The sequence below is a fragment of the Mesorhizobium sp. M7A.F.Ca.US.011.01.1.1 genome (assembly GCF_003998295.1).
GTDB lineage: Bacteria > Pseudomonadota > Alphaproteobacteria > Rhizobiales > Rhizobiaceae > Mesorhizobium.
This window is the reverse complement of record NZ_RZRT01000007.1, coordinates 169173-175272: the sequence shown is the minus strand read 5'-3', so window position 1 is coordinate 175272 and position 6100 is coordinate 169173. Positions and strand designations below refer to the sequence as shown.

Annotated in this window: 6 protein-coding genes, 1 tRNA gene and 1 pseudogene; 4 read left to right on the top strand and 4 right to left on the bottom strand. The window is 59.3% G+C overall.

The window, feature by feature from the left end; all coding sequences use genetic code 11:
- Positions 1–333 (bottom strand): annotated as a pseudogene (locus tag EOA13_RS38295) (hypothetical protein); the annotation flags it as partial.
- On the opposite strand from EOA13_RS38295, the gene EOA13_RS11620 reads away from it, so the two are divergent.
- Positions 320–1261, top strand: a complete 942-nt coding sequence (locus EOA13_RS11620; RefSeq protein WP_127292681.1) for an alpha/beta hydrolase — start codon at positions 320–322, stop codon at positions 1259–1261. The pseudogene EOA13_RS38295 and the gene EOA13_RS11620 overlap by 14 nt on opposite strands.
- Before the next feature lie 15 nt (positions 1262–1276).
- Here EOA13_RS11620 and EOA13_RS11615 read toward each other — a convergent pair whose 3' ends face one another.
- Entirely contained in the window at positions 1277–2371 is a 1095-nt protein-coding gene (locus EOA13_RS11615; RefSeq protein ID WP_127292678.1) for a site-specific integrase, read from the bottom strand.
- A gap of 236 nt (positions 2372–2607) precedes the next feature.
- Complete coding sequence (locus tag EOA13_RS11610; protein WP_127292676.1) at positions 2608–3741, bottom strand: porin; 1134 nt, start codon at positions 3739–3741, stop codon at positions 2608–2610.
- Positions 3742–4191: 450 nt separating this feature from the next.
- On the opposite strand from EOA13_RS11610, the gene EOA13_RS11605 reads away from it, so the two are divergent.
- From EOA13_RS11605 to EOA13_RS11595, 3 genes are all read left to right on the top strand, one after another.
- A tRNA-Ser gene (locus EOA13_RS11605) sits at positions 4192–4282 on the top strand.
- Positions 4283–4377: 95 nt separating this feature from the next.
- The gene (locus tag EOA13_RS11600; protein WP_127292673.1) at positions 4378–4638 is read left to right on the top strand and encodes a GIY-YIG nuclease family protein; all 261 of its coding nucleotides are present in this window, start codon (positions 4378–4380) and stop codon (positions 4636–4638) included.
- 86 nt (positions 4639–4724) lie between these two features.
- On the top strand, positions 4725–5915 hold the full coding sequence (locus EOA13_RS11595; protein ID WP_127292670.1) for a porin: 1191 nt from the start codon (positions 4725–4727) through the stop codon (positions 5913–5915).
- Here the strand turns inward: EOA13_RS11595 and EOA13_RS11590 are convergent, their stop codons facing one another.
- Positions 5916–6095 (bottom strand): hypothetical protein, encoded by a 180-nt coding sequence (locus EOA13_RS11590; protein WP_127292667.1) that lies wholly within the window; start codon positions 6093–6095, stop codon positions 5916–5918. It lies immediately after the preceding gene.
- Between the last annotated feature and the right edge of the window lie 5 nt (positions 6096–6100).

Below are 6100 nucleotides of genomic sequence, written 5' to 3'. Positions count from 1 at the left end.
ATACCGCGCGATCAACTTGTGACCACAGGTTCGGCCAATCCCGAAACGACGACAAAGCGCACTGACATTGCTGCCATCCTGCACCGCAAGACGCACAAACTCCAACTTCCCATCCATCACGCTGGTGTTCCCAAATGGCATCGCGAACCTCCCGGCGCAAAGCACGCCAAACTGTTCGCGATGTCCTCGCACACCTGTTCGCGATGTCTCCGGTCCAAACAGGGGGGAGATCGGCAGCTTCAGCGCCCCGCCCTCTATTTGACCATCCCCGCGCTCGCCTGTAGCAGTCGGCTGAGGCATGGCGGGAGAGAGAATCCAGATGTCGAGCACCAAAGGCTTTTCCGACTTTTTCTACGCTGCACCCGATAGGCTTCGCCTTCATGCGCGCATCTATGGTGAGGCCAATACCGGATCCTGGCCGGTTGTCTGCCTGCCTGGCCTGACCCGCAATGCCAGGGATTTTCACGAGCTGGCGCTCTATCTGTCGACGGATGCGGCAAGTCCGCGAAAGGTCATCGCCTTCGACTACCGTGGGCGCGGGCAGTCAGCCTATGATCCCGACGTCAAAAATTACAATGTCGGCGTGGAGGCCGGCGACCTCCTGGCCGGGCTGACGGCGCTGAACATCGGAGAAGCGGCCTTCATCGGCACCTCGCGCGGCGGGCTGATCATCCATGTGCTCGGGATGATGCGGCCATCCGTCCTGAAAGCCATTGTTTTCAACGACATCGGACCGGTGATCGAGACGGCCGGACTTGCTCATATCCAGTCTTATCTCGAGCGCGACCCGGCACCGAAAACCCGCACACAGGCAGCCGCCGCCCAGCGCAGCGTGCATGGCGAAGACTTCCCCGCCCTTGCCGGCGCCGATTGGGATCGGATGGCATGGGCTCTCTACCGCGAAACGGATGGTGGGCTGGTGCCGGATTTCGATCCGAAGCTGGTGGAAACCGTGGCGAGCCTCGATCTGACGCAGAAGCTGCCTGATCTATGGCCTCAATTCGAGGCGTTGGCGGCCATCCCGTTGCTCGCCATACGTGGTGCCAATTCGAGATTGCTGTCCATGGACACGCTCAAGCAGATGAGAGAGCGCCATTCCATGATGAAGACGATCACTGTCGAGGGCCAGGGCCATGCGCCATTCCTCGAGACCGGCAGCCTGCCGGGCGACATAGCCGCTTTTCTCGACCAAGCCGAGCGGAAGAATCCCGAAGTAAATCCCATGACCAAACAAGGTCACGGGATAGCTACAATAGTATAGACAGGATTCTTCAGCCTACTTGGCTTTTGAATTTTTCCGAGCCGCTTTCGGCGACTCCTTTGCGGCGGCGGCTGCCTCATCCCTCTTTTTTCGCCCTGCCGTCGGCGACGAAGGCGTCGTCACGGGCGAAGAAAACATGGAGCCTTCAGCGCGATTGCCGCCCGGCTGAGTCGATCGAGGCGTTTCCAGCACGATGACACAGCCATCGAGATCGTTGGTGGCCAGATGCGCGTAGCGCATGGTCATCGACAACGTCTGGTGGCCGAGCCACATCTGCACGCGCCGGATGTCGATGCCGCCCTGGACAAGGCGCGAGGCGCAGGTATGGCGCAGTATGTGCGGCACCACCTGATCGTCGGCGCCGAGGCCGACTTCGGCCTTCGCGTCGTTCCAGATGGCACGAAACTGTGCCTGGCTGAGCTTGGTGAACGGTCCTTTGGGCCGGCGACCCTCAGTGGGGGGCAGCTTGATGACTTCCTTGACCCGCTCGGTCATTGGAATGGTGCGGCTGCGGCCGGATTTGGTGATCCAGAAACTGACGCGATGCTCCTGGATATCGTTCCAGATCAGCCCAAGCGCCTCGCCGAGACGGCATCCGGTGTCGACCAGGAAGACGGAAAGCCTGTAGGCATCCTCGCTGCGGTTCTTGATGGCGGCGAACAGGCGCGCCTCTTCGTCCCTTTCGAGGAAGCGAATCCGACCCGCCCGCTCCTTCTGGCGGCGGAACTCGGGCAGGCTGTGGATATCTCCCATCTTGTGAGCCTTGCGCAGCAGTTTGCTGAGGGCAGCCATCTTTCGATTGATGGTTGCGTTGCTGTTGCCGCGCTGGCGCAAGGTGCCGATAAGGTTGTCCAGGGTACTTTGGTCAAAGGCGCTGAAACGCTCCCCAAGGAGAATCTCGTCTATTTCGCCGATGAACGAGCTGACATTATACTTATGCCGCCCATCATCCCATAATATGTCCCGATATGCTGAAAAAAGATCTCCGACCCGATGCGACTTTACTTCTCTAATCTTGTTGTAGGTGTATCGAATCTTCGGACTTTGAGAAGAAAACATCGAAAAATGATCAGAGGACTCGCCCTCTTGAATCGCTTCGTTCGTCATCATTTGCCACACCCCCGAGTGGGATAGGTCAGCCCTACCCGCTTGGAAGCGTCCTTTCAAGAGATTTTAATCACGCAGTTGTGATTTCATCCGCCCATCAGCGGATCCCACGAAACCACTCCACGGATTTATTCAGCTACCGTGACCCCCATCCTTCCGTTTGCCTTGATCCAGTCACGAAACAAAACAGCCCGGGCGTTGTGCGCCCGGGCTGGATTTCACCTGTAAGGAACCAGCCCTTAGAACGAGCGCTGGAAGCGGAGGATACCGCCGATGTTGCTTTCCTTGTCGGCGCTGGTCCAGTTGGACGCAGGGTAGCTGCCGGCATTGAGGTAGTCGACTTCGGCCGTGATCGTGAAGCCTGGAACCACATCGTAAGCGATATTCGCCGCGATGCCGAGGTTTTCGTCTTCATCATACGACACCTGGGCGTTGAACGAGGTCTTCTCGTTGAACTTGTAGGTGCCACCGCCCCACACTGCCCAGTTGCCGCCCCAGAGCTTGTACATGCCGCGACCAGCAGCAGGAATAACATAAGACCCGTCGTTGTAGTTATCGTCGGTGCCGTAGCCGCCCATGATCCACAGCGACAGTTCGTTCGAAACGTTGACGTCCAAGCGAACCTTGCCAGCGACTTCTTCGTAAGCGCTGTCATAAGCGACGACGCCGGTGATCGCGCCCCAGCCCTGCGTCCACTTCACGCCGCCGACGACATGCGGAACGTAGCTGTCGATCGAGTACGGGCCGTAACCTTCTTCCAGCGAGACCACTGCCGAGAAGCCGTTGCCGGCATCGAAGTAGTACTGGACGACGTTGGTGTCGAAGCCGCCGTAGGGAACGAGCGTATCCTGGATGACGTTGCCGGCATAGCCGATGAACGTATCGAAGGCCGATTCGTCCTTACCGACGCGCAGGCCACCAAGCTGGATCCAGGCGAAGTTGAGCGAGACGCCCTTGTTGTAGGCGTTGCCGGAGTAGGAGCCGTCGCTAAATCTCGTGTTGCCGAAATTGAAGCGGGTTTCGGTATAGGTCTTCAACGTGCCGAGCTCGGTTTCCTGGCCGGTCCAGGTCTTCAGCGTGAAGCGGGCGTTCTTCTGCCAGGTATCGTTGACTTCACCGTCTTCTTTGTCCCGGGCCCAGGCACCATCGAACGAGCCGACGTCGCCAGCGCCGATGTCATAACGGACATAGCCGCCGATGCGCAGGCAGGTTTCGGTGCCGGGGATGTAGAAATAGCCAGCGCCGTAGACGTCGCAAATCTTGACGTATTCAGCGGGTTCCGGCTCGGCGACGACGACGGCGTCGGCGGCGCGCGCACCGGAAACTGCGATCAGGGCCGCAGCGGAGCCGAGGAGAAGGCTCTTGATGTTCATTTTCTGACCTCCAGTCAAAAGTTAAAAAACGGGTCTGGGTATTCTTTGCTGAAGGACAGCGTTCCCTGCCCCATCCCCACTACCGAAAAAGATGCGCACCGCGCCGCTCCTTCGAAATCGACATTACCCATGAGGCGGCGGCGTTCAACCACGATCGTACCGGCGAAAGGGCTGCCTGGCTGCTATCCCCTGGCGTTGTTGCACAAATGACACGATTTGGCCTCACTCAGAAAGCTCTCGTTAACCATCAGGCCCGCCGCAACCGGTTGTTTGCCGCCGAATCCGGCGATGGACCGACGGAATCATGGCAAGTCCCGAGTCGCTAGCCAGGAAACAACCGCAGAACCGCCACATCCATGGAAGGTCGCGGTTCGGCGCCTTCTTATTTTTGCATATAATGATGCGGGCTTGTTGATTGTGCCGGCGCTTTTCTTTATCCAGCGGCGCAACGGAGAGGTGGCCGAGTGGTCGAAGGCGCTCCCCTGCTAAGGGAGTAGAGGTCAAAAGCTTCTCGTGGGTTCGAATCCCATCCTCTCCGCCACCCTACGCCCTGCGGGCTTCGGGTGGCTGGCCACCCGGAACCGCATTTTGGGCGTAGGAGTGTCGCCCGAAGCTACGAAGTAGCGTAGGGGGACCATGTGGTACGTCTATTTCCTGCAACTGCGTAACGGCGATGTCTATGTCGGATCGACAAACGACCTTCGACGCCGCTTCGAATCGCATCGATCGGGTCACGTGCCGTCGACCAAGGCCCATCTGCCTGCAACCTTGAAGACCTACATTGCAGTTGAAACCGAGGCCAACGCGCGGCAACTCGAGCGATATTTCAAGACCGGATCCGGCAAGGCCTTCGCGAACAAGCGGTTTTGGCCGACAGGCCTCGCTGACGACCTTTGAGATCATCCATTTGAAATAAAAAGAAAAATGCCCTGAGAACCGCTTTTCATCGACCTCCGCTGTCGATTCTGACTGGAGGTCAGAAAATGAACATCAAGAGCCTTCTCCTCGGCTCCGCTGCGGCCCTGATCGCAGTTTCCGGTGCGCGCGCCGCCGACGCCGTCGTCGTCGCCGAGCCGGAACCCGCTGAATACGTCAAGATCTGCGACGTCTACGGCGCTGGCTACTTCTACATCCCCGGCACCGAGACCTGCCTGCGCATCGGCGGGTATGTCCGCGAAGACATCGGCGTGGGCGACGGCGGCTCGTTCGATGGCGTCAACCACGTTACGGATCACCAGCACGGCGACTCCGACTCGACCTACTGGAAGCAGACCCGCTTCACGCTGAAGACCTGGACCGGCCAGGAAACCGAACTCGGCACGTTGAAGACCTACACCGAATACCGCATCAATTTCGGCAACAGCTATGGCGACTTTGGCGACGTTGACGGGGTTGGCGGTACCACGAACCCCAACCGCAACGGAGAAGGCTGGCAGGCACGCAACAAGAGCAGCGCCCTGGAATTCGCCTGGATTCAGCTCGGCGGCCTGCGCGTCGGCGCTGACGAATCGCTTTTCGACACGTTCATCGGCTACGCCGGCAACGTCATCAACGACACGATCGTCCCCTACGGCGCTTTCCAGACCAATGTGATCCAGTACTACTTCGATGCCGGCAACGGCTTCTCGGCCGTGATTGGCTTGGAAGAAGGCTCGGGTGAGGTTGGCACGATCGACAGCTATGTTCCGCATGTCGTCGGCGGCCTGAAGTGGACGCAGGGCTGGGGCGCCATCTCTGGCGTCGTTGCTTACGACAGCAACTATGAGGAAGTTGCAACCAAGGTTCGCCTGGACGTGAACGTCAACGACGCGCTGTCGCTGTTCATCATCGGCGGCTACGGCACCGACGACAACCTCAACGACCCGACCAACAACATCGACGCGCTCGGCCGCGGCTTCTACAAGCAGTGGGGCGGCAACTGGGCTCTGTGGGGCGGTGGCACCTACAAGTTCAACGAAAAGACGTCGTTCAACCTCCAGGCCTCTTATGACGATTGGAAGGACATCGGCGTCGCGGCCAACGTCGCCTACACCGTTGTTCCCGGCCTCACGGTCACGGCCGAAGTCGACTGGCAGCGCGTCGGCCAGGGCGCCATCGACAACGACTCCGTCTGGGTCGCCGCAACCAAAAAGAACAATGTCGGCGGTCTCCTCCGCTTCCAGCGCGACTTCTAATCAATTTCGCCATGTCGAAATCGAAACCCGGCGGGCAACCGCCGGGTTTTTTTCATGCCGGGTTTTCATTGGCTCGCCGAAATGCTGCGACGCCGTCGCGAGACCGAGCCCCTGCACTTCTTGAAGGTTTGCGAGCGACAATAGCCAGCCGACGAAGCCGAGCCCTGGCAGTTCCGGCAATCGGG

What these genes read in the sequence shown, in the direction of transcription:
- EOA13_RS11620 (WP_127292681.1), top strand. Translation starts at nt 320, where the DNA reads ATGTCGAGCACCAAAGGCTTTTCCGACTTTTTCTACGCTGCACCCGAT.
- EOA13_RS11615 (WP_127292678.1), bottom strand. Translation starts at nt 2,371, where the DNA reads ATGATGACGAACGAAGCGATTCAAGAGGGCGAGTCCTCTGATCATTTT.
- EOA13_RS11610 (WP_127292676.1), bottom strand. Translation starts at nt 3,741, where the DNA reads ATGAACATCAAGAGCCTTCTCCTCGGCTCCGCTGCGGCCCTGATCGCA.
- EOA13_RS11600 (WP_127292673.1), top strand. Translation starts at nt 4,378, where the DNA reads ATGTGGTACGTCTATTTCCTGCAACTGCGTAACGGCGATGTCTATGTC.
- EOA13_RS11595 (WP_127292670.1), top strand. Translation starts at nt 4,725, where the DNA reads ATGAACATCAAGAGCCTTCTCCTCGGCTCCGCTGCGGCCCTGATCGCA.